Annotated in this window: 1 protein-coding gene; it reads right to left on the reverse strand. The window is 48.4% G+C overall.

What is annotated here, in order from left to right:
• Positions 1-92: 92 nt before the first annotated feature.
• Positions 93-368, reverse strand: a 276-nt coding sequence (locus SB751_RS28570) for a hypothetical protein (RefSeq protein ID WP_410748862.1), incomplete at its 5' end; no start/stop codon positions are given.

Below are 368 nucleotides of genomic sequence, written 5' to 3' on the forward strand. Positions count from 1 at the left end.
GTGCTGTCTCTTGTGATACTTGTTTAGCCAGGAGGCGGAAATAAAAAACCCGCCTCGTGGGGCGGGTCGTTGTCGTTTTTGCCAGTCGTACGCTAACCCACCATTCGAGGAATGGTGCGAATAATCAGCGAAATCGGGCATTGGCGACGGTTCATTCCTACAAGCATGGCGTAGGCAGCGAGAATTGTCAATCCACGGGTAATTCGCGCATAAATGTTCAAATAACTACAAAATACATTCACATCATTACACTTCAATGCCTTGAGCGCCGGGAAGTGTCGCTTGGTGCGGATAAACCCACTTTGACCCTCAGCGAAACGCGTCTGAGCGTGAAACATTCTAGGAATTGTCTCATATCCCCTTGATTT

The sequence above is a fragment of the Cupriavidus sp. SIMBA_020 genome (genome assembly GCF_046535395.1).
In the GTDB taxonomy this organism is placed as follows: domain Bacteria; phylum Pseudomonadota; class Gammaproteobacteria; order Burkholderiales; family Burkholderiaceae; genus Cupriavidus; species Cupriavidus campinensis.